Raw genomic sequence first — 25,352 nt, 5'->3', positions numbered from 1 at the left:
ACACGTGGTGAATGTATCAGGTAGTTCCCAAGGCGGGGTAAAGCCGTCGTGTGGTCTCGTTGAAGATACTCTCGCGGGTCTTGTGGGGTATTACGCTGAGTACCCGCTCTGCAAGGGAACGAAGTTCCTCAAGGGTCTGCTCGGCGGCAGGGCAATTGGAACCCCAGGAGATCCGGTCGGCCCCAAACGCCTCGATCAGTGGGTCAAGGAAATCGCGGGCCCGTTCTCCAATGTCATCCAGGCCCTCCAGGGTGCGGTGGGTCAACTTCAGGTGCAGTCCGGGGTGGCCGGCTAATGCGGTGAGGTCGTCGGCAGCTTTCGTGGGGGAAGTGCGTACGTCCGGGTATCCACAATGGTCCAGGAGAATCGTGGCGTCAGGGTGTCGAGACAAGAGGTCCTTTAACACCGGGGCAGTATCGTCGCCTAGGCGCAGCTGCAGGCAAACAGGGATGTTCTCGTGGCTTGCAGCGGCCCAGAATTCGTCGGTGGCTTCGTCGGCGAACCACATGCCCTGCTCGGAGACGGTGCTGCCTGTGGTGAAGAGGCGTACGCCGGCCAGACCGCGCTCAATGCCTGCGCGTAGGCGTCGGCTTGCATCGGTGGCCATCGGGTCGAAGGTACCGACGGCTACGAACCTGTCCGGCCAGCGGGCTGCTGAATCGAGCACGTAGCTGTTGTCATATCCGTACGCGGTGGTTGCCTGCACGAGAACGGCCTGTGCAATGCCGGCCTCGTCCATGCGCTGGAGGAGCTGTTCGGCGGTTACGGGTCGTTCGCTTGCCCATACTGATTGGTGGCCGCCCAGCGGCGCTTTTGGGTACTTGTCCGTGTCTGCCGCAAGGATGTGGCAGTGGCTGTCGACGATGTCCATGTCTTTCCTTGTCTTTGGGTTTCTAGTGATCTGCGTAGGTGCCGGCAGCAAAGATGGAGTCGCCGGGGATTCCGTCTGTGAGGCCCTGGTCGCGGCTGAAGCGCTGCAGCGCTTCGATGCTGGATTTGTTGCTTTCGAGTCCGTAGGGGATGGGGTCTCCGCCGATCATGCGGCTTTGCTTTGCAAGCCGGGGGAGGGACGACCAAGTGGGGTCTTCATCCAGGTGCAGTTGTTTGCTCTGTACGAACGCGTCGTAGAGCTTTGTGGGCAGGGACGGATCCTTCTCTACGAGCTCATTGCGGACAACGATTACGGAGTGAAGCGGATAAATCCCGGTGCGGAGGTATGAATCCCGTTCAATGATGTCGCTGTCAGGGAACAGGGGGTAGGTCTCACCGGTGTCGGTAACAGGTGTGGCCGATTCCCAGCCGGCGGTCGGTGCGCCTGCACGTCCTGTGCCTGCGTTGCCGGTGAAGGCGGCGTCGATCTCACCAGCCAGAAGCAGCGACCCGAGCGACCGGCCATCGATGACCCGGTGGGCGTTGGCGGGTACCTTTCCTTCTACGTGGTCATCATCGTCGATGACCCACGTGATCGACTTCAGGTCCACACCGTAGTCCTCGTCAAGAATGCCCCGACCCCACACGCCAGTGCTTACCGAATAGGCGCGAACGCCCACGTGCCGTCCGTTCAGGTCTGTGGGAAGTACGATTCCTGAACCCGGCGCGCATTGAAGGTCGCCGTGGTGGAAGCGTCGGTTGAGGAAGACCGGGATCGCGGTAATGGGAACTCCGGCTTCCCTTGCCATGAGGTAGGAAACCGGGGCCAGTTCGCAAACGTCGAACTCCAGATCCCGGATCATTCTGCGGTAGGCGGCGATGATCGGCTTTACTTCGACCGGCTTGACTGCGTAACCCTCCACAGTGGCCCGGCCGTCGTTGATTGCCGCGGAATGGGGGTAGTCGCCCAAGGCGACGGTTAGGTGCTCCATCGAGACCTCCATGCTCAGATTGTTGGACAATACATTCAGGTTAGCACGCGGGTGAACAAGTGCAAGCTTTGAGGATTATTCAATCCAAGCCGATGAAATTCCCGCATTGTGGCCGGTCTTTCGTCATTTGCTGCCAAGATTTGTGGCCCTCTTCACAACTGGGTCAAACCGGTGCTACCTTCGGATTGTTGTACAAAATGTTTACAGGTCCTCACTTCGCTTGAGGTTCCGCCGACGTCGGCGGGCCTACCAGCCAACAATGACCACCGATGAACCGGAGCTTCCCGTGATCACTATCGCCCAGCGCGTATCTGTTCCCCACCCGCCAGACATCGTCTGGAGCATCCTGTCCGATCCCCACAAAGTGGTGGGCTGCATCGATGGATCCCGTTTGGGCGAGTTCCATGACGATGGCAGCTTCGACGCGATCATGGCCGTCCGCTTCGCAGCCATCAAGGTTTCCTTCAAGGCCCGCGCAAACCTGGTCCTGGACGAAGACGCCCGGACCGGCCGTCTTGAAGCGAAAGGCAGTGACAACCGCGGTTCCACCCGGGTCCAGGGCCACGCGAACTACAGCGTGGAGCCGGATGCCAACGGTTCAGTTGTCGTCCTTGAAGGGCGCGTCGAAATCGGGGGAGCCCTGGCTTCGCTGATCACTACCGGAGCGTCGATTGTCGTCGACCGGATGACCAAATCGTTCACTGACAGCCTGACCAGCACCTGCGCTCAGCTTGATCCGAACAGCCAGAACACTCCCGGATCCGCGTCGGACAAAAAGCCGCGCCTGGCTGGCCTTTTCAGGGGTGCCGGCGCCCGGACACAGAGCTCCGCGGAAGGAGTGGGCAACTAATGAGGCTGAACCGCATCATCGACAAATTTGAAAAGGGCGAACGAGTCTTCGCTACCTTTGCCTCACCTGATCCCGCCGGAGCGGTCGCGGTCCGGGACGCCGGCTACGACGCACTCCTATTCGAGGCAGAGCACAAACCCTGGGACGTTCCCCAACTCAAAGACTCCATGCAATACCTTCTGGACCGTCGACAGGTGTTCGAAGCCGACACCCTTGCCGCGCGGACAACCCCTCTGGTGAGGATTCCGCCCAACGGTGGGGAACGCTCGCAGTGGCACGCCAAACAAGCGCTTGATCTCGGCGCGTACGGCATCGTGTGGCCGCATGTCGACACTGTGGATGATGCCCGCAATGCCGTGGCGGCGTGCCGCTATCCCAGCATCAATCAGGACGAGAGCCGCGAACCTTTCGGCCTGCGCGGCGACAGTCCCGCCTGGGCTGCCCGCTACTGGGGCGTGCCGGTGGATGAATACTACAAACGCGCGGACGTCTGGCCTTTGGCTCCCCAAGGGGAAATTCTGGTCGGCCTCATGATCGAAAGTGTCCGGGCCGTCGAAAACCTCGAGTCAATCCTCGACCAAGTACCTGGAGTCGGACTGATCCTCGTAGGCGAAGGCGACCTCAGCCAGGAACTGGGCGTACCGCGCCAGTTCGAGCACCCCACCGTGCAGGCCCACCGCGACCGGGTCGTGGAAATCTGCGAGGCAAAAGGAGTAGCCGTCGGCCACCCGCACGTCACGGAGCGAAACATCGACGAGGTGTTGGAGAAGGGATACCAGTTCCTGATGACCGCCCCGGTGGTGACCTACCCGGGTCTGGTCCGCGGACGGAACCTCACCGCCGCTGTTCCAGCCAACTCCAGCCGATAACCAGGAGATCAATAAACATCATGTACATCGACATTCACGCACACTTCACCACCGTTCCCGATGCCCTCAAGACCTGGCGCGACCTCCAGATTGTGGAGATCGAGCAGCACGGCCGGCATCTTTCCGCCGACGACCTGGAAATCTCCGACGACGACATCGCCGAGGCCCTGACTCAGGGACAGCTGGCGCTGCAGGCCCAGCACGGAATCGACCTTGCCTTGCTTTCCCCTATCGCCGGCAAGATGGCGCACCACTACGGTGACCAGGAGACCAGCCTGACCTGGAGCCGGTTGAGCAACGACACCGTGCACCGTGCCTCGGTGCTGTTCCCGGACAGCTTCGCCAACGTCTGCCAGCTACCGCAGTCACCCCTGGGCGAGATCGACGTCTGCGTGGAGGAGCTGCGCCGTTGCGTCGAGGAGCTTGGCTTCGTCGGCTGCAACCTGAACCCGGACCATTCCGACGGCTACTGGCGGGCGCCGCCGATCACTGACCGCTACTACTACCCGCTGTACGAAGCGATGGTGGAGCTTGGAGTGCCGGCCATGGTGCATTCCTCGATGTCAGCCAACCCTGCCGTCCACGGAACTTGCGCGCACTACCTCAACGGCGACACCACCGCCTTCATGCAGCTGATCCAGTCGGACCTTTTCCGGGACTTCCCGGACCTTAAGTTGATCCTGCCGCACGGAGGCGGGGCAGCGCCCTACCACTGGGGACGCTACCAAGGCGTCATGCAGGACCAGGGCCGCGGCGATCTGATCGACATCATCGGCGAGAACCTGTACTTCGATACCTGCGTGTACGGCGCCCGCGGCCTCCAACTCCTGGTTGACACCGTGCCCACCAAGAACATCCTGTTTGCCTCGGAAATGCTCGGCGCCGTACGTGGTGTGGACCCGGACTCCGGCCACCGATACGACGACACCCGCTTCCTGCTCGACTCGCTCGACTTCGCCGACCCGGCGCAGCGCGATTCGATCGCCGCCACGAACGCGTTGAACGTGTTCCCGCGTCTGCGTCAGCGGCTTGAGGAACGCGGCCAAATCGTAGCCGGCACCTCTGTGGGTGCCATTGCTACTACAGCGAACTGACCAGGAGGAACCATGACAAAAGTTTATGAAGCACTGGCTGAAGCCTTCATCGCCGAGGGCACATCGCATGTCTTCGGCATGACAGGGGACGCCAACATGCACTGGATGCACGCCATGGCAGAGCGCGGGGCAACCCTGTTCGAGGCCCGCCATGAGGGATCAGGCCTCGCCATGGCCGATGGTTGGGCCCGCGGCGCGGGGCAACCCGGAGTGGCATCGACCACCAGCGGCCCTGGCGTGACCCAACTTGCCACCAGCCTTGTCTGCGCCAGCCGGGCAAGAACCCCTCTCGTCATTTTCAGCGGCGAAGTGGCCCTGGGCGATCTGGGCGCAACGCAGTACCTTGACCAGGCAAAGTTCGCCGAAGGCGTCGAATGCGGCTTTATCCAGGTCTCCTCACCCGCCCGCGCCCAGCAGGCCGTCCAGCGGGCCTTTTGGCTGGCCCGGACGACCTCACGGCCAGTGATGATCAGCGCACCCACAAACATCCAACAGGCCGAGTTCGACGGAGCACCCGTCTACGTTCCCTCCACCGACCTGATCGACACCGCCCTCGCACAGCCGGATCCCCAGCGCATCGACGAGGCCGTCAAGATTCTCGCCGAGAGCGAGCGGGTCGTGGTCCTCGTCGGTAAGGGCGCACGGGCCGCCGACGTCTCGGACCTCGTACTTGCCCTGCAAAGCAAGACCAACGCCCTGATCACCACCACGCTCCAAACGAAGAACTGGCTGCGCGACCGGACACCCTATTTCGCCGGCATCTCCGGCCTGTACGGCACATCGACGGCCCACGGTCTCCTGCAGGAAGCGGATTGCCTGGTAGCCGTTGGCGCCAGCCTCAACCACTACACCACGGAGCACGGCTATCTCTACCCTGAGGCCCGGATCATCCACCTGGATCATGCCAATCAGATCATCAACGGCACAGGTCAGCCAGCTGACTGCTACATCCGCGGAGATGCACGGCCATCCCTTGAAGCATTGGTGAAAGCCCTCCCGGACACCGCCGAACACAACGGATATCACACCGCCGAAATCGCCGACCAGCTGCGCGACGCCGACACGTTGACGGAACCGTTCGTACAAGACGAGGGCAAGCTCGACCCGCGCGAGGTGATCCTCGCCCTTGACCGGCTGGCCCCTGCTGAGCTGCCGCTCGTCATGGGCAGCGGGCACCAGACCGATTTCGGCACCATGCTCTTCACCAGGCCCCGTGAGATCGTATCCAACTACGGCCTCTTCGGGGCGATCGGACAGGCGCCGCTCCTGACCATGGGCTGGAGCGCCGCACGTGCCCAACCGACCTTTGTCGTAGAAGGCGATGCAAGCTTCATCATGCATTTGGCCGAATTCGACACAGCGTGCCGCTACCAATGGCCTGTCTTGGTCATCGTCATGAACGACGAAGCCCTCGGCGCGGAGTTCCACAAATCCGGAGCGCACGGGCTAAACCCCAAACTGACGGCCATACCCTCGCCGGACCTTGGCGCCGCGGCCATCGCACTCGGCGGAAAGGGCGCCATGGTCCGTACCATCGCCGAACTCGGGACCGCTGTGCAGGAGTTCGTGGCCAATCCCTCGCCCACAGTCGTCGATGTTCGCATCACCCGCAAGGTGCTCAGCGTTCCTTACCGCAGGCTCTGGCACGCCGAGGACGTATGAGACTCCTTCCGGCATCCGGTCCCGGACCAACCAATCACGGCAGTGCCGTGTTAGCACACTAGAAAGGAAGGCACGTCGATGACGACCGCCGAAATTGAGTTCTTGATCAACGACAAGGAGCTCGCAGGAGCCGCCCTTGCCGCCCTGGAGTCGCACTCTTCCATCGCAGGCGTGACCGCCTCACCGCTGCGCCCGGTCCACAACGGTTTCAAACCCTTCGTCGCCGGCCAAAGTTACGAAGTCAGCGAAATCGCCATCGTCACCATGCTCCAGGCAGTGGCACACGACCGGCCCGTACTGTTCCTACCCCTCACAGCCCTGGGCAGGCACCAGCACCAGACGCTGATCAGCACACAGCAACTTGCCGTCGAGGACCTTCCTGGTCGAACCGTCGGAGTGAGGGCCTGGAGCCAGACCACCGGTATGTGGGTGCGCGGCTTCCTGGCCCACCAATACACTATGGACCTGCGCTCGGTACGCTGGCGCACCTACGAAGGCGGCCACATCCCCGAACAAGCTGAACCTTCCTGGGTCGAACGCGCCGAAGAAGGCGCCAGCCTGGCGAACGACCTGCTCGAAGGTCGCGTCGACTTCGCCGTGATGGGCAACGACCGCCCTGACGACCCTCGCGTGAGAAGCGTCATTGCCAACCCTGCGACAGCGTCCGAGGAATGGGCGCAAAGGGTTGGCTATGTTCCGGTCAACCACATCTTCGCCGTGCGCGAAAGCTCCGCCCGCGAACTTAGCGGCGCGGTGTGCGACATGTACGACGCAATCGCGGAGCGGCTGGAGAGCCGGAAGGAGCTGGCTACGGGTGTGCCTCTGGAACCCTACGGCTTCGCGGCCCTCCGCCCGGCCGTGACGGCCGCGGCACAATACGCGTGGGAGCAAGATCTGCTGCCCCGGCCCGTGTACTACGACGAGCTCGTGGCACGCACCTGCGCGGCACTGGCCGTTCCGGCGTCGCGACTGGGCGGCTAGGACAAGGGATTGTTGTACGAAATGAGTAAGAAATTCTCACGGACAGCCCGATATCCCTTGAAAGTGACAGAAATCACTGTTAGCTTGATTTTGGATTGTACAACAAAGTGTGGTTTAGCAAAGGAGCTTCGATGACCGCCCCCTGGACTGTGGCGCTGCGGGACTACGACCATACCCGTCCCCTCAAGGACGGCACGGTTGTCCCGGAGGGCGTTGACCTTGAGTTCGTCGAGGTTGAACCAATCCACCGGACGTTCGCTCCCATGGTTCGCGAAGGACGCTACGACTTCTGCGAGTTGGCGATAGCCACCCTGTTCCAGGCCATCGAAGCCGACGTACCTGTTGTGGCCTTGCCGGTCGTTTTGCACGGAAACTTCCACCACCGGTCGATCTCCGTATGGAATGGTGACACCAAGGTTCGTCCCGAAGACCTTGCCGGACGCAGGATCGGTGTCCGCGCCCACAGCCAGACCACCGGCCTGTGGGTCCGCGGAATGCTTTCGGATACATATGGGCTACGCTCCCAGGACGTCACCTGGGTCACCGCCGAAGGCCCCCATGTGGCCACTGCAGGGGAACCGGTCAACGTCGAACGCACGGAGGCGAAGCTGGTGGACCTGCTTACCGCAGGCGAGCTGTCCGCCGTGGTGATGGGATCCCGGTCCGCCGATCACGTCCCAGGCCTGGAACCATTGCTTCCTGACTGGAAGGAACGCCAGACGCAGTACCATGCCGAGCACGGCTGGGTGCCGATCAACCACCTGATTGTTGTTCGACGCGAACTCGTCGAGACCAATCCCGACGGGGTCCGTGCAGTGTATCGGGCATTGCAGCAAAGCATTGACGCCGCCCGTCCTGAGATTCCCGGGGGTACGACCCGGGAGATGGTCATCCAGTACGGCGTTACAGACAGCCTGCTCGCAACCCTTGACACCGCCATCCGCTACGCCCGTGAGCAAGAAGTTATCAGGGGCGACCTAACTGCCAAAAAAATCTTCGCCGACTTCGAGAAATACGTGGGGGAGTCGTGATCGGACAAGACTTGGCCCCGCACCCCCGCACCCGGCACCAGCGTCCCGAGGAGGACTGATGCAATACTTCGATACCCACACCCACGCCATCTCGGCGGATTCAGAGACCTACCCCGCGAAGCCGTTGGGCGGAACCCGCTCGGAATGGTCCCAGACCCGCCCTGTCGACGTCGACGAATTGGTCCGGAGCCTCGACGAAGCCGGGGTTGAGAGGGCAGCCTTGGTCCACGCATCCACCGTCTACGGTTTCGACAACAGCTACGCCGCCGCCGCTTTGGCGAGGTACCCCGACCGTCTCGTCGCCGTGGGCGCGGTGAACTTCCTCGCCGACTCTGCGGTCAATGACCTGCAGCAGCTGATTGAGGAGCAGGGCTTCAGCGGGGTCCGTATCAGGGTCTCCGACGGAACTACCAAGGTGCCGACGCCCGGCTCCGGCGTCTCGGACGAAAGGATGGAAGCGGTTTGGGACTACATCGCAGCCAATGACATTCCGGTGTGCATCCAGATGCACTCCAAAGACGCCCCGAAACTCGCCCAGGTCCTTGAGTCCCGCCCCGGCATGACCGTGCTGCTCGACCATGCGGGCCGCCCCAACGCCACCGGCGGACCTGACTACCCGCACCTAACTGAGCTCGGCCACTTGTCCCGGTTCACCGGAGTGCATCTGAAGATCACACCTCCGGCCTTGAAGCGCCTCAATGAAGAACCGGATGTCGACACGACCGCCGTTCTCGGCCGACTCGTGAAGACCTTCGGTGCGGAACGGCTGATGTGGGGATCGAACTTCCCAGCTTCGGCTGGAACCCTCACAGAATTGCGTGAGTCAATTGAAGCTCACCTGCCTCAACTGGACGACACACAACGAGCTGCAATCCTTGGCGGCAACGCAGTCCGTATCTACAGCGCGGCAGTGATCGCGCGATAAGCCCCGCCTGCACACTGCAGCGATACAGCTCAATACCCAGGAGGAATCATGAAGAATCGAACTGACAGCAGCGTCGCTGTCACGGCTGGCCCGAGCGGGCTGAAACGCAAAGTCTTGGCACTGGCCGTACTTGCGGTCTTGGCTGGCACGGTTGCCGGATGCGGCGCCAGCGCCGGCACCGGCGTCCAAGCCCTCCCCACTTCGATGGAGGAACTCGTCAAACAGGCCGAAAGCGAGGGCACAGTCGCATGGTCAGCGCCCAAACCGCTGGAGCAGATGCAGCCAGCCATCGACCTGTTCGAAAAGAAGTACCCCGGGATCAAGGTGAACTACACCAACACCAAAGCCCCTGATCAGGTCAGCCAACTCAAAATGGAGCAGGCCGCCAGGAAGGTTTCGGTTGACGTCGCCGCCGCGGGCGAATTGACTGTTCCGCCGTCACTGCCACTGGCCGAAACAGTGGACTGGTCGGCGTATGGGATCGCTGACGAGAACATCTATTTCGAGGACAAGTTTGTCTACATCTGGGCGGCCCCAAAAGTCTGGGCGTACAACACGGGAACAGTGAGCCCCGCGGACCTCCCTCGCTCCTGGGAGGATCTCCTGAAACCGCAGTGGGACAACGGCCAACTTGCAGTCGAATCACGGGCGTCCTTCCTAACGGCCTGGCATCTTGACCCCGCCTTGGGCGACGACAAGGCCCTTGCCTGGGCCCAACAGCTCACCGGACAGCAGCCGCACTACACGCCAAACACCACTCAGTCCCAAGCCCTGGTCGAGACCGGACAGGTCGCCGCTGGCACCAGCCTGATCAACCTGGTCCTGCAGGCCAAGTCGTCGGGCTCCCCAGTCGAGGTCGCCCCGGTATCGCCAACGAACACCAACGAAACATTCCTGTACGTGCCAAAAGGCGCACCGCACCCCGCGGCCGCCGTCCTACTATCCACGTTCCTGAATTCCGATGACGCACAGGCGGCCCTCGCCGAAACGTACAATTCCCGGATCCCCCAGGAAACCGACTGTTCCAACGCCGGGGCAATTCCCGTACTCACATCGCTGTGCGCAGCCAACATCGAATGGCGCTCTACATCGACCATCGAGCGGTACAACGAGCTTGCCGATTTCTTCCCCAAGGCCCAGAAGGCTTTGGGAACGGACTTGGGCTAGGGGATTGCAATGTCGATTGAAATAACGGATGCGCCCGAAGTGGGAACGCCCCCGCGGTCCGAGCCGCCCCGGAAGAGTCTAAGGAACCGGCGGGGGCTGGGTAGCCGAGCACTGAATGCGGCAATGATCGTGCTCGTCAGTTACCTGATTTTGGTTCCGCTGGTAGTCCTGTTTTACAGCAGCCTCAAGGCCTCCACGACGGAACTGCCCTTCAACGTCGAGGGCTTCTCCCTGGACAACTATGCACACGTCTTCGGATCAAGCCGGCTCGTTGAGGTCACAGTCAACACCACCATCTACGTCATAGGTTCGCTGACCGTCGCGTTGATACTGAGCGTTTCGCTGGCATATCTGTTGGAACGCACAGACATCCCCTTCCGCAGGGTGCTTGCACCGCTGACACTGGCCCCCATGGCTGTTCCCGTGGTGGTCATGGCGATTGCGTGGGCATTGGTGGCTAACCCCGCCAACGGGCCCTTGGCCATCTTGGTCCGGCAGACTCTGGGCCTGCAGATCGACATTTACTCCCTGCCCGGAATGATCGTCGTCATGGGTATCTTCGGTGTCCCGAGCATGTATCTGATGATCGCCCCGGCATTTGCCAGGCTCAACCCGGAACTGGAAGAGGCCGCCGCCGCCGCAGGTGCCCCGTTGATGCGCCGACTTCGACTCATCGTCTTCCCCCTGATCGGCCCTGCAGTCTCGGCAGCATCAATGCTGCTGATCGTCGTAGTTCTCGAAGGGTTCTCTATCCCGGCCCTCCTCGGCCTGCCCGACCAGATCTTCGTCTTCAGCAGCCTGATTCAGCACTCGCTGGAACCGCCGACAGGCGCCCCCAACTATGGCCAGGCGACCACCTACGGGGTCCTGATGCTCCTGGTGTCCCTCGTCCTGCTGCTGATCTACCGTCGCCGGATCCGTGACGCAAACCGATTCAAGGTAGTCGTCGGAAAGGCCTACCGGCAAAACCGAACGCCTCTTGGCAAGTGGCGGATTCCGATCTTCATCATCGTCGCCCTGTACATGGTCATTGGCATCATCCTGCCGATCCTCGCCCTCCTCTGGACCAGCCTGTCGCCGTATTCCCGACCGATCAGTTGGGAGGGTCTGACCGACCTCACTTTCGGTCACTTCGCCAAGATCCTGACGGATCCAGGGTTGGGCGTGGTCATGCTGAACACCGCCATTGTGGTGTTAGTGACCGCTACGGTCGCAACAGCGATGTCGGTGTGGATCGCAGTGGCCGCCCACCGCAAGTCCTTCCGCGGTGCCAACCTTTTGTTCGAGTCCACGTACCTGGTGTTTGGAATCCCGAGCGTCGTGCTCGGCGCCGCCGTGCTGTTCCTCTACCTGTATGTTCCTATCCCGATCTACGGCACAGTGTGGATCATCATCGTTGCGCTGGTGACCCGGTTTCTTCCTCGTGGATCACGGATGATCCAGACCGCGCTGTTGCAACTTGACGAGGGCTTGATAGAAGCCGCCCGGGTCACAGGGGCATCACCGGCGACTGTGACCATCAAGATCCTGCTTCCCCTTTTGCGGCAGGCCTTGTGGAAGTGCTGGCTGTGGGTTTTCGCTCAGGCCCTGGGTGAACTGCCCATCGCCCTGCTGCTGACGAGTGCGGACAACCGGACGCTGGTCATCGAAGTGTGGGACACCTTCACTTCGAGCGTCAACTACCCGCAAGCGAGTGCGCTGGCGGTAATCATCCTGGTGATTTCAATGATTGCGGTCCTGTTGGTGAACCGACGCGGGGCCTCAGAGAAGGAAGCGTGAGCAACATGATACGAACAGAAACAGAAAGCTCGATCAGCATCCGCGAGCTGCGCAAGAGCTACGGCCGCACCCGCGGAGCCAACCAGCAGTTCGCCATTGATGGCGTCTCCTTTGAGGTGCCGCAAGGACAGTTCGTCACTCTCCTTGGGCCCAGCGGCTGCGGTAAAACCACCACCTTGCGGTGCATCGCCGGCCTGGAAACCCCCGATAGCGGCCAAATTGTGATGGCTGGGTCAACGGTTTTCGACGGCGGAAAGTCCCAGAACATACGCACCGAAGACCGCCCCATCGCGATGGTGCCCCAGTCCTACGGCATCTGGCCACACATGACTGTGCTGGACAATGCAGCGTTCCCGCTCCGGCACGGCCGCCATAGGAAAGGACAGCAGAACATCAAGCAACGGACTATGGAAATTCTGGATCAGGTAGGTCTGGCACCGTTCGCAGACAGGTGGTCCACGCAGCTCAGCGGTGGCCAGCAACAGCGCCTTGCCCTGGCACGGGCACTTCTCTCCGAACCTGAAGTGCTTCTGTTGGACGAGCCATTGTCGAACCTGGACGCAAAACTTCGATCCAAGCTCCGCGTCGAGCTGCGCGAATTCCAGGAAAGATTTGGCGTGACGTCTGTTTACGTGACCCACGACCAGGCCGAGGCGCTGGCACTGTCCGATATCGTCGTGGTCATGAGCAACGGACGGATTGAACAGATCGACCCGCCCGAACGGCTTTACCAGCAGCCAAAGTCCGCATTTGTTGCAGACTTCATTGGCAGCGCCAACCTCGTCCCTGCCCGCAACACCACCCGCCTGTCCGACGGGCTGCTCGTCAGGACCGATATCGGTTCGTTTCTCTGCGGCAGCCAAGGCCAGGAAACCCCGTCATCAGCTTCAACCGGCAATGTTTGCATCAGGCCAGAGAACGTTGAAGTGCACACTGCCACCTCGTCCCGAATCGGCCTCGCCGACCAAAACGAAATGTTCGGGCGCGTCATTGGGGCCGAGTTCCTGGGAGACCGTCTGGAACTGGTTGTCGACCTAGACGGAACGAAACTCACGGCCTCTACGTCGGCCGTTCTGGCAGCCAGGCCTGGTGACAGTGTCGTTGTAAGGGTGCATCCGGTCCACGCCAGGTATCTGGCAGCCTGACCATTCTGGACCGGCCTTCGTAGGGCCGGGTATGGGCACGAAACGCTCACGGGCGTGCCGACAGAGGCAACAGACGGGCCAGGGCAGCTCCATGCGGCGCTGCCCTGGCCCATGCTGATTTGCCTGGGGAGAGACTATGCCAGCACCAAGTACTTCAGACCGCGCAACCAAGAATACAACCCAGCAGGACGTTGACCCGCACCTCGATCCACTGGCGCTCACCGTGACCCGGTTAGCCCGACAGCTGCGGAGGCACGCTGGAACAGGATTGACGACTTCGCAGATATCGGCCCTGAACATCCTCGGGTGCGAGGGTCCCATGAGGGTGGGCAGATTCGCTGAGATCGAGGGGATCAGCAACCCGACAGCAACTAGACTCACCGGAAAGCTTCAGCAGATGCGGCTCGTGGACAGGACACGCGATGATACCGATGCACGAAGCTGGAAGGTGAGGCTAACCCCCATGGGCGAACGCCTCATGACTGAGGCGAGCGGGCGGGCCGGTCAGTACCTGTCAGCCAAATTTTCATCATTGCCCTCGAAGGACCAACACGCTTTATTGGAGGCTCTGCCGGCTCTCGTTCAACTGTTGGAGACCAAGGCATGAAGCGCTATCTCCGCGCGACGTTCGCTTCCCTAGGCGGACGAAACTACCGCCTGTACTTCTTCGGCCAGTCAATGTCCCAAATCGGCACCTGGACCCAAAAGATCACGCAAGCGTGGCTCGTGTTGGAACTCACCGACTCGGGAACGCTACTCGGGATCACACTCGCACTTCAAGCCCTTCCCACGCTGCTGTTCACCGCTTGGGGCGGACTCTTAGCTGACCGTCTGGACAAACGGCGGCTCCTGCTCTGCACCCAGGCCGCCTCGATTGCGCCGGCAACAGCGTTGGGGATCCTCACTGCCACTGGGACCGCAACCCTATGGATAGTATTCGTTATGGCAGTGATCATTGGCATCATCGAGGCGCTCGACAAACCTGCCCGTCAGACATTCATCGCTGAAGTGGTCCCACGTGAGACGCTCACCAACGCACTCACACTGAATAACATCACGATCAACTCAGGGAAACTTATTGGACCGGCCATTGCCGGAGTGCTGATCACCGGCGTTGGCATGGCCGCCAGCTTCTTCGTCAATGCCGCATCATTCTGCGTTGTGTTGCTCGCCCTTTTCCTTGTCCGAACGGACCAACTACACCAGGTGACCCGCATTGATCGATCGAAGGGCCAGTTACGCGAGGGGCTGATCTACGTGGTCAACCAGCCAAGGCTTCTCGGCCCGCTGCTGCTCCTCACCGTTACCGGACTCATAGCTTGGGAGTGGACGGTCACATTACCTTTATATGCCCGCGAAGTCCTTCACGGCGACGCGCAAGTGGTCAGTGCACTCTTTATCGCGATGGGCGCAGGCGCCATCATTGGAGTACTCGCCATTGCCGGGATACTGCAAGCCACACCGGGCAGGCTGATTCTCGCCAGCCTCATCTTCGCCGCCCTGTTGTTCGCGATCTCCCTTGTTCCGACCCTGATTCCGGCCCTCATCTTGTTGTTTCTACTGGGCGCCGCCGGCGTGGCCTACCGGGTGATCACCACCTCGATGGCACAACTTGAAGCAGACCCGATCATGCGTGGCCGCACCATGGCCTTGTTCGTCATCGCGATAGGGGGCACCTCACCCGTGAGCGCGCCCCTGCTGGGGTGGCTCTGCGAAGTGCTTGGCGTCACGGCAACGCTGATGATCGGTGCCGTTGGGTGCGCGGTGATGTCAGTAGCGATCTGGGTCTACATGCGAAGCCGGCCGAAGACAGCGGCTTCACCGCCACATGCCGCCAGCGAAGTCATCGACTCCGCGACCTAAAATCATCAGACGACAGCTCGACCCCGGCACGGTGTTTGCCGGGGTCGTCTTCCTGCAGTGAATCGACTGATCGTGGAGCCTCAGTCCACTTCGGATAATTCGGTCTATTTGTTCGTGAGGCGGGACAGCTCTTCGACGGCGCTACCGATCGCTATACCTCGGGCGCCGGCGGCCTTGAATTCCTCGGCGTTTTTCAGGTTCATCCCGCCCGTAGCCACGAAGTTGATCGAGGGGAATGGCCCGCCCATTTGCTGGAGTTCGCGTCCGCTTTCGCCGGGTTCGCCTCCATCTCAACTGAGTTAGCCCCCAAAAAAGTCTGAACTCCGCCGTGCTGAATCCCGATTCCTTGCATTGGGTCGCACGACGGGCTGAACATCGGGCTCTGTTGTGCACGGGGGTTTGCGAGGCAGGCACGACGGCGGGGTGTCGACCATTTATCCTGAGCGGTTGCCTACTCCTCGATTTCGCCGCCGAAGGTACGCAGGTGTTGCCGGAACGTTATGGTGGGGTCGCTGTTACGGGTGTCCTGGTATTCGGTGAGCCGGGCTTGGTTCCTGAAGGTTGTGCCCATGAGCATGCGGGCCGCTTGAGTTCGTTCCGTGTCGCGGATGGTTGTGGCTGTGTCGGCGATCTCTTGGGCGCGGTTGAGGGGGATGAAAAGGACGCCGTCGTCGTCGCCGAGTACGAAGTCATCGGGGGAGACGGTGTATGGACCGCTTCTTGCCGTGCGGAGGGCCGCGGGATCACGGGGGTCAAGGCGTTGAGGCCCGACGGGGAGGGCCCCTTGGCTGAAGACGGGGAGCCGGATGGTCCTGAGTTCGGAGGTGTCGCGGTGCAATCCCCAGATGACGATGCCGGCCATACCGGCGCGGCTTGCTTCGAGGGTGACAAGGTCGCCGACACACGCCTCATCCTGCCTGCCTTCGTTGTCCACTACCAGGACATCGCCCGCCGAGGCTCGATCGATGGCCTCCAGGAAGACGTCTACGCTGCCGGTGTGGCGGGCGGGCGCGACGCGGCCCAGAAGGTGGGTTCCGGTCCAGAGCGGGGTGGTGCCGGTTGGTGCGCAGCGGACGTCGATTCCGAGGCGCATGCAGGCGTCGGCCACGTGCGGGGTGGTGAGGTCCAGATAGGTGCGGTGAAGCTGTTCCGGTTCCAAGGCTATGGTCTCCGCTTTCTCGTCATGGTGGGTGATTGTCCGAAGGGTTTAGGGGCTCCAGTGGAGGACTTGTTCGATGAGCAGGAACATTCCGATCAGGATCATCGCGGCCCCCGATATGCGGGTGACCCGACGGGCTGCGCTGGGTCGGGTCCTGAGCACGGCGCGTGCTCCGGTTCCCACGCAGATGTAGATGACTGCGCAACTGGCGACGTGGATCAGTCCAAGGACAATGATTTGGGCCCACATCGGCCAGGGGTTGTTGGTGTTGGTGAACTGGGGGAGGAGGGCCAGGAACAGGAGGAAGACCTTGGGGTTCAGGCCGCTGATCCCGGCGCCTTTGATGGCCTGGCGGGCCCAGCTGCCATCGATGCTTTCGCCGGCTTGGGGGACGGATGGGTTCCTGAGCATAGCCAGTCCAAGCCACACCAGGTACGCAGAACCGGCTACGGTGAGGACGCTTAACACCACGGGAGACCCTGCAAGCAGCGCCCCTACCCCCGCTGCCACAATCAGGGTGGCAGCGAGGTGCCCGGTGAGCAGTCCCGCAACGGCGGGAATGACGGTCCGGTGACGGAGGCCTGCTGAAATCGCGTAGGCCCAATCCGCTCCGGGTGTCACCACGAACAGGAAAGACACCGCCCAAAAAGCGGCCATGGTCCCTAGCGGCATCCGTACTCCTTTGGTGTAAAAATCCCGAGTGTCCGGGACCCACGAAGAAGCTTACGGAAGGAGGACTGGAATGTGCTTCCAAGTTCTTTGGCTCAATAGGCAAAAACAGGGATAATCTTCCCTATGGACAAGGTTGACAGGAAGATTCTTGCTGAGCTGCAACTGGATGGGCGGCTGTCCCTGACGGATTTGGCTGAGCGTGTGGGTTTGAGCCTGTCGCCTTGCCACCGTAGATTGCGTGCCCTGGAAGACTCGCATGCCATCAGCGGATACCGTGCACAGCTGGATGCGGAGGCCCTGGGCCTGACGTTTGAAGCATTGGTGTTCGTGACCATGCGTGACGGGGACAGGGCCGCGGTGGCGGCCTTCGAAGAAGCTGCCGCTGAGATCCGCAACGTACTGAGGGCGCAGCGTCTCTTTGGGGACCCCGACTATTTGCTCCAAGTCGTCGCTAAAGACGTGCGGGAATTCCAGAGAATCTACGACGAGCAACTCTCAGCCCTGCCTGGCGTTCAGCGGTTGAGTTCTACTCTGATCATGAAGAATGTCGTGGATAACCGGCCGTTGCCACTGTGACACCCGGGAGGGTTCCTCGGTCCTCATACCAAGTTGGCACATGCCCTAATGCTGAAGCTGCCCGCAGATGGCATCCACCAGCAGGGGAGGGGCGAGACTGAAATCAGCCAGCACATGCTTTTCATCCGACGCCAGTGGCTCCAAGGTGCCGAGTTGTGAGTCGAGGAGGCTGCTCGGCATAAATTCGTGGTCGCGGGCGTTCATGCGGGCCAGAAGGGTTTCGCGGTCACCCGTGAGGTGGACGAATACGACGTCGGGCGCATGCTGCCGCAACAAGTCCCGATAGCTGCGCTTCAGCGCCGAACAGGCGATGATCAGGGGCTCTCCGGCGTCCTGTGACTGGCGTAGTGAGCGGCCGATTTCCTCAAGCCAAGGCCTCCGGTCATTGTCATCCAGCGGAATTCCTGCGCCCATTTTCGTCTTGTTGGCGGCAGGGTGAAGGTCATCACCATCCTGGAAAGGCAGACCCAGGCGATCGCTCAGCAATGTGCCCATGGTCGATTTGCCACAGCCGGAGACTCCCATGACAACAAGCGGCGGGAGGGGTTCATGTCCCATGTTGAGGGTCCTTTCGGGGTCTGCCGGGCTGGCGTCACTGCCTTATACAGACGTGAGATTATCTTCACAAGTGAGAATAGTTTCACAAATTGCTGCGACACCGTCAAGGCTTCGAAAAAGCCTTGACGGTGCGTTTGATATGAGAAAAGATTCTCATATCTTTCGAAGTGCCGACCCCAAGACGAACCCACAAGGGAGCAAGACGTGTCCACGGAACAAGACATGGAAATCCACGCGCTGCCTGAATACTTCCTGGCGCACTACTACGCAGAACTGACGCCGGAGGAAGCGGAACCATACGCCGTTGGACGGCTTGAGGCCCGCGCAGCTGCCCACCTGAACGCCGTCAGGAGCGCGGGCCAGGAGGCGTGGATAGGCCTGCTGCCGGACTCGACGAGCACCGTGCTGGGTATCGTTTGCGACGACTCCCCTTTCGTAGTGGACTCTGTCCTGGCTGAGCTGACGCGACGCCGTTTGGGCATTCGACTCGTCGTGCATCCCCTGTTTACAGTGCTTCGGAACGCAGGCGGTGCAATCACGGACATCCACCCCGATTCAGCCAGGCCGGGGAGCCGGGCTGAATCGTGGATCGCCGTGGAACTGCGCGACCTCCTCTCCGAGGAAGAATCAGCCAGCCTGCTGGAATCCCTCCGGCGCGTCCTCGCAAATGTTAAAGCAGCCATCGGTGACTGGGTTTCCATGCGCAACAAGCTGGGGGAGGTAGCCAACGGGCTCCCCAGCCACGACAAGACCCGCAACCTCCTGGACTGGCTCAGCAGCAATCATTTCGTCTTTATCGGCTACAGGGAGTACGCCTTGGAAAGAGGTGAATCGGAGGATCGCTTGGTGGCCATTGCGGGAACAGGGCTCGGTATCCTCCAGAACCCCGGCGTCGCTGGTGCTGAGCTCCCGCGCGTCCTGACCGGCGCCGCCCGTGACTCGGCTCGGGAGCCGAGTGCCGCCGTCGTCACCAAGGCCCGCTCCCGTTCTACGGTCCATCGCGACTCACACTTGGACTACATCGGCGTCAAGAAGTTCAACGTCGCGGGCGAGGTGATTGGCGAGCACCGCTTCCTCGGTCTCTTCACCTCCAGCGTCTACAACGGTCCTCTGGACAATATCCCCGTAGTTGCGGAAACCATCAGCGGGGTCATGACTCGCAGTGGCCTGAACCCGTCCAGCCATTCGGGGCGACAGCTCATGGCCATCCTGGAAACTTATCCACGCGACGAACTGTTCCAGATCGGCGTTGAAGAGCTGTTCAATATTGCGGGCAGCATTATGCGGATGCAAGAGCGCCGGCATTCACGAGTGTTCCTGCGCCGTGATAACTACGGCAGGTTCGTGACGGTACTCGTCTACTTGCCGCGGGACCGATACAACACGTCGGTTCGCGTTCGGATTGAGCATGAACTGCGCGCAGCCTTCGGCGCCGTTGACGTCGAGCACGAGGCCCGCGTCAGTTCGTCGGCCCTGGCACGCATCTTCTTTACGGTGTGGACGTCGTCGGACGGCACAAACGGGATTGATGAAGCCGTGATCGCGGGACGGGTCAACAGGGCGGTGAGGTCATGGGCGGAAGGCGTCCAAGATGCCCTGAGGTCAAGTCGTTCCGCAGCCGAAGCGGAAGTCCTCGCCAAGCGATGGGGCGAGGCGTTCCCGCCGGAATACCAGGTCCGGTACAGCGTGGAAGAGGCCAGTCAGGACATTGAACGGTTCCATGAACTCGGCGTGGATGAAAGCACGACGGCGGCACGACTTTATGTTGACCCCGTCACTGACGCATCGACAGGCTCGCCTGGACGCATTCGCCTCTATCTTCGCCGTCCTGAGAGCCTCAGCCGCATCCTGCCGTACTTCGAGCATCTGGGTCTGGAGGTGCTGGAAGAACGTCCACACGAAATCGTTGATTCCGACGGCCTGGTTTTCTACCTGTATGACCTCCTGGTGGCCAGGCCCGCGGATGTTTATTCGTCCGAAGCGTGGGATCTGGTGCCGGGAACGTTCCGCGCCGTGCTGGGCGGGGAAACCGAATCGGACCAGCTCAACACCTTGGTCCTGCAGCAGGGATTCCAGTGGCGCACCGTGGCGTTGTTGCGCAGTTATGTGAAATACCTCCGGCAGCTCGGGACGTCGCATTCCTTTGAGTTTGTGGCTTCGACGTTGCAGTCGCACCCGGAGGCGGCGAAGTCGCTGGTTGGTTTCTTCGCCACGAAGTTCGACCCCGATCATGTGGGCGACCGTGCAGACGCCGTGGTTGCAGCCCAAGCAGCCGTCGCCGAAGCCATGGACAACGTGGCCACCCTGGATGCGGCGTTCGTACTCGAGGCTCTGGCCTCACTGGTCAAGTCGACGGTCCGCACCAACTTCTACCAGGGCAAAGCGCACATCAGTCTCAAATTCGATCCCACAAGTATCGCCACGCTGCCCAGCCCGCGACCGGCACATGAGATCTGGGTCTACTCCCCGCGAGTGGAAGGCGTCCACCTTCGTTTTGGGCTGAGGGCCCGCGGCGGACTGCGCTGGTCGGACCGGCAGGAGGATTTCCGCACCGAAGTCCTGGGGCTGGTCAAAGCGCAGTCGGTCAAGAACGCCGTGATTGTTCCGGACGGCGCCAAGGGCGGCTTCTTCGCCAAGTTCGCGGCAGACATGGGGGACCGTGCGGCGCAGTTGGCCGAGGGGCAGGAGTGCTACCGGACCTTCATCCGCGGCCTGCTCGACCTCACCGACAACATTCACTTCGTGGGCGGACAGACGCAGGTTGTCGCTCCGCCCCGCGTGGTGAGGTACGACGGCGACGATTCCTACCTTGTGGTGGCGGCGGACAAGGGGACGGCCTCCTTCTCGGACATTGCCAATGAGTTGGCGGGTAGTTATGGCTACTGGCTGGGAGATGCGTTCGCTTCAGGAGGCTCCGTTGGATATGACCACAAGCGGATGGGCATCACGGCGCGCGGTGCGTGGGAGTCGGCGAAGATTCACTTCAGCGAGCTGGGAATCGACCCCCGCGCCACGGACTTCACGGTTGCTGGTATCGGCGACATGAGCGGTGATGTCTTCGGCAATGGCATGCTGTTGTCGCGCCACGTGCAGTTGCTCGCTGCCTTCGACCACCGGCACATCTTCCTGGACCCGGATCCGGACGCGGCGTCGTCCTTCGCCGAACGTCAAAGGCTCTATGCGCTGCCGCGCTCCAGCTGGGCAGACTACAACCCCTCATTAATCAGCGACGGCGGCGGGGTGTGGCCGCGGACAGCCCGCGCCATTCCAATCCATCCGGCGGCCCGCGCTGCACTTGGCCTGGATCCGGCCATCAAATCAATGAGCCCGCCGGCCCTCCTGCAGGCAATCCTGAAAGCTCCGGTCGACCTGCTCTACAACGGCGGCATCGGAACCTACATCAAGTCCAGCACGGAAAGCCATGCCGACGCCGGGGACCGGGCCAACGACTCCATCCGGGTCAACGGTAGCCAACTCCGCGCCCGCGTGGTGGTGGAAGGCGGCAACCTTGGTCTCACCCAGGCGGGTCGCGTTGAAGCAGCGTTGTCAGGTGTTCTGATCAATACGGACGCAATCGACAACTCGGCGGGCGTGGACTGCTCCGACCACGAGGTCAATATCAAAATCCTGGTGGATCAGTCCATCAGGGCAGGGATACTTCCCGCTGCTGAGCGCACCGCATTCCTGGCAGGTCTCACGGACGAGATCGCAGAATTGGTGCTGACCGACAACGTAGCCCAGAACGTGCTGCTCCTGACCGACAGAAGGTTCCCGCCGGCGTCGTTCCCCAACTATGAACGGCTGATGCAGTTCCTTGAGGGGCGCGGTGAACTGGACCGCGAGCTGGAATTCCTGCCCAGCACGCGGACCTTGGAAGAACGGATCTCCCGTGGCAAGGGACTCACTTCGCCGGAATTGTCCGTCCTGGCCGCTTACGCCAAGAACACCTTGGCGAGCAGCATTCGGAGCGCTCCACTGCTCAAGGACCCTTTCCTCGCCAAGTTCCTGAAGGGATATTTCCCCAGCCCCGTCGTGGCCAAGCTGGGGCAGGGGGTTGAGCGTCATCCCCTGCGTGATGACATCATCGCCACAGTGCTCGCCAACGATGCCATCAACATTGGTGGCGTGACCTCGATCTTCAGACTCATGGAGGAAACGTCCGCGGACGAGGCATTGGCAGTCAAGTCGTTCGTCATCGCCAGTGAGCTCTTTGGCCTGAGCGATCTGTCCCTTGGGCTGGTGCATGCCTGCGCGGACCTGCCGGCCGAGAAGTGGAGCCGGATCTACCTGGACGTCAGGCGCGTCCTGGACCGGGCCATGCGCTGGTTCATCCAGTACGACCACCAACTGCCCATTGAGGATTGCCTGAAGCTGTACCGCCCGGTGGTGCAGAAGCTCCGGAGTCGCGTGCCGGAGATGCTTGTTGGATCGGACAGGAATGACGTCGCGGCTCTCCTGTCGTCGGCCCTTGAGTGGGGTTTGCCGGACGACGTGGCGCGTACGTGGGCGGAGCTTCGTGAGGCATTCACCCTGTTGGACATAGCCCGGGTGCAACAGCTGACCGGAAGACGCCTGGAGGACATAGCGCCTACCTATTTTGCGGTGCGGGACCGCTTCGGCATTGAATCCCTCCTGGCCAAGGTGGATGACCTGCCACGGTCCACCAAGTGGCAGGCCATGGCCCGGGCGTCGCTACGGGACGATGCGTCCGCCGTCGTGCCTGAACTGACGGTCGCCGTCCTGGGCCTCGGCGACGAAACGCCCGGCGCCGATCGCGTTGCCGCGTGGGAGCAACTGCACCACGCCCGTCTTGACGAATCGGAGCGGTTGGTTGACTCGGCGCCGTCGGGCAGCTTTGAAGCACTTTCTGCCTATCTGGGCACCCTAAGAAAGGCCGCCCAGGCGTGAAATGGGCGCTGAGCACAACGGATGGGCGGGACTGGCACGCCCGTGAGTTCAGTGAGCGTGACCCCTCCTGGCGCAAGAGCAGCCAGCGGGGGCTCGTGTGCCTGGGCTGCGGCTCGCCGGCGTTCTTCCGCGCTCCGTCACGAAAGAAGACGCCGGCATTTGGGGCCAAGCACAAGGATGGCTGCGAGCTTCTGAAGGAAGCGTGGGGCGTCTTCAGATATCTCCAATGATGCTGAGATTACTTAATCAAATGAGAAACTTTTCTTGCTTTTAAGTGAGCTGGACCATAGGCTTAAGGCAAGAACCAGAACAACGCCGGAGGCAAGTAATGTTGCGCATCGTTGGACAGCCAGAATCAGACCGTTCCGGTCGAAACCGACTCACGGCCGGCACGGGAAGCCATTGCCCGATCAGTGGAATGTGGGCCCCTGAGGGGGATGTAGGGAAAAGCATGCAGCTCCTGGAAGGCAGCATTATGCCCGCGCGCGGCGACTTGGCCGTCGACTGGCAACTGGTCCAAGGCCTTACCCGTCGTGACCTACATAGCTGAAGCGCGGCCGCGTCGCCGCGCAACGCCTGCCACGCCCCGTTTGAACCGCGTGGAATTGCGCCTTTCGGAGTCCCGGGTGACGCGGGCGCGCATCGATAGCCATGTACGTACACTGCTGAGCCAGCGGAATGAGGCAATTGCGGCTGCGTTGGCGGACAAAGTGTCCTTATCTGCGATTTCCACTGTGGTGGGGATCAGGGCGGCGGATGTAAAGCGGCTCGCTGGCGCCTACCAGGACCTGCACTTTTCGGGAGTTCGGCGTGATTGGCACCTCACGCGGTTGTTCACGGTGGTCCGCCAACTGGATGCTGCGTTGGAAGACAAAGAGCAGACTGCGCAGAAACTCCGGTGCGACATCCTGGAGGGGCTGGAATCAGGCCGGATGGACATCTTCCGGATCGCAGCCCTGACTGCACTCCCGGCCGAGCGGATCCGTGAACTCATGCGGCCGGGGGCCGTTCAATAAAGCGCCGGACTAGGCGTGCTCGCGGTCCTCGCTCCAGCCTCTCAGTGCGCCCTTGAGGGCGGAGATGAGCCTGGCGGTGACGTGGTCCTTGGTCAGGCCGACAGTGTTGATGAGGTCCAAAATTTCGCGTGGATCAAAGAGGATGTTCCAGAGGAACATTGCTTCGTCTCCGATGGGCGGCAGCCCCAATTCCTCAACAGCCTCGCGCAGGGGTCGCTCCAAAGCATCCGCCTGAACCGTCAGGTAATAGGCGCCAGTACGGAGCCTGGCAAGGTATCCCTCGCCGGAACGGGTGTAGAGCATGGCTCCGCCATGACGGGTGACCAGGTCAACCCACTTGCGGCTGACCGCCGTCAGCAGCTCGACGCCGGACATCTCCTGCTGCTTCAGGCTGTAGTCGCGCAGCTTCTCGCCGACGCCAAACCGGTATTCTGCCAGGATGTCCTCGACTGAAGCGAAATGCCGGTAGGCGGTGGCAGTTGAGATTTCCGCGTGCTTGGCAACATCGGTCATGCTGATGGTTCCGCGACGGGACGCGAAAAGCTGTCCTGCTGCCTTGACCAGTTGCCTGCGGTTGCGCTGTGTGTCACTACGCATTGATTGGGTGCCCTTTCGTCAACTCATAGCTTAGGTCCTGGAAGCCGACCAACCCGTGAGGGCGGCGGTGAAAGTCCTGACCAGTCGCGCGGACACTTGCTCCGTAGTGAGTTCCAGGCTCCCGATGAGATCGTAGATTTCCCGGGGGTCGAAGAAGCCGTTCCAAAGGAAAAGTGCTTCATCGCCCGGATGCTGGATTTCCAAGGCCCGGGAGGCCTCCTCCAAAGGACGTTCCAATGCTTCAGCTTGTACTGTCAGGTAGTAGGCGCCTGCCCTGACCCGCGCGAGGTAGCCTTCCGCTGAGCGCGTGTGGACCATGGATGCCCCGTGCTGGACCACCAAACGAACCCATTTGTGGCAGACAGCCTTCAACAGCTCCAGCCCTTCCGCCTCTGCAGCGCGGCTGAACTCCAAGAGCTCCCGGCCCACTTCAAAGCGGTAGGCGGCAAGCACGTCGTCAACAGAGGCGAAGTGGCGGTAGGCGGTAGCTGTCGAGATGCCGGCTTCAGCAGCGATTTCGGACATGGTAGCCGAACGGCCGGCTCCGAAGAGCCGGCCGGCCGCGTCCACCAAAAGCTTCCGGTTCCGCTGCATGTCGATGCGCAGCCCGGCCGGTGGGTCGAGAACAGTCATGGTGC

Annotated in this window: 23 protein-coding genes; 15 read left to right on the top strand and 8 right to left on the bottom strand. The window is 61.6% G+C overall.

Annotated elements, in window-relative coordinates; translation table 11 throughout:
- Positions 1–16: 16 nt before the first annotated feature.
- Together BLW08_RS08765 and BLW08_RS08760 are read right to left on the bottom strand one after the other, a co-directional pair.
- Positions 17–871: an amidohydrolase family protein gene (locus BLW08_RS08765; RefSeq protein WP_091324472.1), complete on the bottom strand. Its 855-nt coding sequence runs from the start codon at positions 869–871 to the stop codon at positions 17–19.
- Positions 872–893: 22 nt separating this feature from the next.
- A complete protein-coding gene (locus BLW08_RS08760; protein ID WP_091324471.1) occupies positions 894–1,862 on the bottom strand; it encodes a substrate-binding domain-containing protein in 969 nt (322 codons plus the stop codon).
- Between the two features lie 259 nt (positions 1,863–2,121).
- Between BLW08_RS08760 and BLW08_RS08755 the strand changes: the two genes are divergently transcribed.
- The 12 genes from BLW08_RS08755 (at position 2,122) to BLW08_RS08700 (ending at position 15,228) form a co-directional block, all read left to right on the top strand.
- A complete protein-coding gene (locus BLW08_RS08755) occupies positions 2,122–2,712 on the top strand; it encodes an SRPBCC family protein (RefSeq protein WP_091324469.1) in 591 nt (196 codons plus the stop codon).
- Positions 2,712–3,581 (top strand): HpcH/HpaI aldolase family protein, encoded by an 870-nt coding sequence (locus BLW08_RS08750; RefSeq protein WP_091324468.1) that lies wholly within the window; start codon positions 2,712–2,714, stop codon positions 3,579–3,581. The genes BLW08_RS08755 and BLW08_RS08750 overlap by 1 nt, the downstream gene beginning before the upstream one ends.
- 20 nt (positions 3,582–3,601) lie before the next feature.
- Positions 3,602–4,675, top strand: a complete 1,074-nt coding sequence (locus tag BLW08_RS08745; protein WP_091324466.1) for an amidohydrolase family protein — start codon at positions 3,602–3,604, stop codon at positions 4,673–4,675.
- Between the two features lie 12 nt (positions 4,676–4,687).
- A complete protein-coding gene (locus BLW08_RS08740; RefSeq protein WP_091324464.1) occupies positions 4,688–6,337 on the top strand; it encodes a thiamine pyrophosphate-binding protein in 1,650 nt (549 codons plus the stop codon).
- Between the two features lie 78 nt (positions 6,338–6,415).
- Positions 6,416–7,318, top strand: a complete 903-nt coding sequence (locus BLW08_RS08735; protein WP_217639218.1) for a hypothetical protein — start codon at positions 6,416–6,418, stop codon at positions 7,316–7,318.
- Positions 7,319–7,449: 131 nt separating this feature from the next.
- On the top strand, positions 7,450–8,349 hold the full coding sequence (locus BLW08_RS08730; protein ID WP_091324463.1) for an ABC transporter substrate-binding protein: 900 nt from the start codon (positions 7,450–7,452) through the stop codon (positions 8,347–8,349).
- A 58-nt stretch (positions 8,350–8,407) separates the two neighbouring features.
- A complete protein-coding gene (locus BLW08_RS08725; protein WP_091324461.1) occupies positions 8,408–9,274 on the top strand; it encodes an amidohydrolase family protein in 867 nt (288 codons plus the stop codon).
- Positions 9,275–9,322: 48 nt separating this feature from the next.
- A complete protein-coding gene (locus BLW08_RS08720; protein WP_091324459.1) occupies positions 9,323–10,441 on the top strand; it encodes an ABC transporter substrate-binding protein in 1,119 nt (372 codons plus the stop codon).
- A gap of 123 nt (positions 10,442–10,564) precedes the next feature.
- Positions 10,565–12,220, top strand: a complete 1,656-nt coding sequence (locus tag BLW08_RS08715) for an ABC transporter permease (RefSeq protein WP_217639217.1) — start codon at positions 10,565–10,567, stop codon at positions 12,218–12,220.
- A 5-nt stretch (positions 12,221–12,225) separates the two neighbouring features.
- Complete coding sequence (locus tag BLW08_RS08710; RefSeq protein ID WP_091324526.1) at positions 12,226–13,365, top strand: ABC transporter ATP-binding protein; 1,140 nt, start codon at positions 12,226–12,228, stop codon at positions 13,363–13,365.
- 136 nt (positions 13,366–13,501) lie between these two features.
- Positions 13,502–13,972, top strand: a complete 471-nt coding sequence (locus BLW08_RS24310) for a MarR family winged helix-turn-helix transcriptional regulator (RefSeq protein ID WP_091324456.1) — start codon at positions 13,502–13,504, stop codon at positions 13,970–13,972.
- Positions 13,969–15,228, top strand: coding sequence for an MFS transporter (locus BLW08_RS08700; protein ID WP_091324454.1), 1,260 nt, complete (start codon positions 13,969–13,971; stop codon positions 15,226–15,228). The genes BLW08_RS24310 and BLW08_RS08700 overlap by 4 nt, the downstream gene beginning before the upstream one ends.
- A gap of 104 nt (positions 15,229–15,332) precedes the next feature.
- On the opposite strand, the gene BLW08_RS23625 is transcribed toward BLW08_RS08700, so the two are convergent.
- The 3 genes from BLW08_RS23625 to BLW08_RS08690 form a co-directional block, all read right to left on the bottom strand.
- Positions 15,333–15,476, bottom strand: a complete 144-nt coding sequence (locus BLW08_RS23625; protein ID WP_139244865.1) for a thiamine phosphate synthase — start codon at positions 15,474–15,476, stop codon at positions 15,333–15,335.
- A gap of 203 nt (positions 15,477–15,679) precedes the next feature.
- The gene (locus BLW08_RS08695) at positions 15,680–16,387 is read right to left on the bottom strand and encodes an RraA family protein (RefSeq protein ID WP_091324453.1); all 708 of its coding nucleotides are present in this window, start codon (positions 16,385–16,387) and stop codon (positions 15,680–15,682) included.
- Between the two features lie 48 nt (positions 16,388–16,435).
- Positions 16,436–17,059, bottom strand: coding sequence for a LysE family translocator (locus BLW08_RS08690; RefSeq protein ID WP_091324451.1), 624 nt, complete (start codon positions 17,057–17,059; stop codon positions 16,436–16,438).
- Positions 17,060–17,182: 123 nt separating this feature from the next.
- On the opposite strand from BLW08_RS08690, the gene BLW08_RS08685 reads away from it, so the two are divergent.
- Entirely contained in the window at positions 17,183–17,635 is a 453-nt protein-coding gene (locus BLW08_RS08685) for an Lrp/AsnC family transcriptional regulator (RefSeq protein WP_091324450.1), read from the top strand.
- A gap of 45 nt (positions 17,636–17,680) precedes the next feature.
- Here BLW08_RS08685 and BLW08_RS08680 read toward each other — a convergent pair whose 3' ends face one another.
- Positions 17,681–18,193, bottom strand: coding sequence for a gluconokinase (locus tag BLW08_RS08680; RefSeq protein ID WP_091324448.1), 513 nt, complete (start codon positions 18,191–18,193; stop codon positions 17,681–17,683).
- 204 nt (positions 18,194–18,397) lie between these two features.
- Here BLW08_RS08680 and BLW08_RS08675 point away from each other — a divergent pair, with 204 nt between their 5' ends.
- Entirely contained in the window at positions 18,398–23,101 is a 4,704-nt protein-coding gene (locus BLW08_RS08675) for an NAD-glutamate dehydrogenase (RefSeq protein ID WP_139244864.1), read from the top strand.
- 533 nt (positions 23,102–23,634) lie between these two features.
- Positions 23,635–24,117, top strand: a complete 483-nt coding sequence (locus BLW08_RS08665) for a hypothetical protein (RefSeq protein ID WP_139244863.1) — start codon at positions 23,635–23,637, stop codon at positions 24,115–24,117.
- A gap of 9 nt (positions 24,118–24,126) precedes the next feature.
- Here the strand turns inward: BLW08_RS08665 and BLW08_RS08660 are convergent, their stop codons facing one another.
- A complete protein-coding gene (locus tag BLW08_RS08660; protein WP_090821004.1) occupies positions 24,127–24,714 on the bottom strand; it encodes a TetR/AcrR family transcriptional regulator in 588 nt (195 codons plus the stop codon).
- Positions 24,715–24,744: 30 nt separating this feature from the next.
- Positions 24,745–25,347: a TetR/AcrR family transcriptional regulator gene (locus tag BLW08_RS08655; RefSeq protein WP_091324442.1), complete on the bottom strand. Its 603-nt coding sequence runs from the start codon at positions 25,345–25,347 to the stop codon at positions 24,745–24,747.
- Positions 25,348–25,352 lie beyond the last annotated feature (5 nt).

This window comes from Arthrobacter sp. cf158 (assembly GCF_900106835.1).
In the GTDB taxonomy this organism is placed as follows: domain Bacteria; phylum Actinomycetota; class Actinomycetes; order Actinomycetales; family Micrococcaceae; genus Arthrobacter.
The sequence above is the reverse complement of the archived record's forward strand: the minus strand, read 5'-3'. Positions and strand labels throughout refer to the sequence as shown.